This is a genomic window from Pseudomonas sp. PME37.24/025 (assembly GCF_055556615.1).
Map to the genome: position 1 here is coordinate 1 of NZ_JBVHNK010000367.1, position 255 is coordinate 255.

General features: G+C 67.5%; 1 protein-coding gene. It reads left to right on the forward strand.

The window, feature by feature from the left end; translation table 11 throughout:
* A partial coding sequence (locus tag ACZ3HH_RS30720) for an enoyl-CoA hydratase-related protein (protein ID WP_465810448.1) occupies positions 1–255 on the forward strand: 255 nt, incomplete at both ends.

Below are 255 nucleotides of genomic sequence, written 5' to 3' on the forward strand. Positions count from 1 at the left end.
CGATGATCGAGGGCGATTGCGTCGGCGGCGGCTGCGGGCTGGCGCTGGCGTGCGATGTCCGCGTCGCCACGTCTGCCGCGCGGTTCGGGATTACGCCTGCCAAGCTGGGGCTGGTCTATTCGCTCCACGACACCAAGCTGCTGGTCGATCTGGTCGGGCCGGCGCAGGCCAAGCGCATCCTGTTTACAGCGGGGCTGATCGATGCGGGCGAAGCGCTGCGCATCGGGCTGATCGATATTCTTGACGGCGATGCGG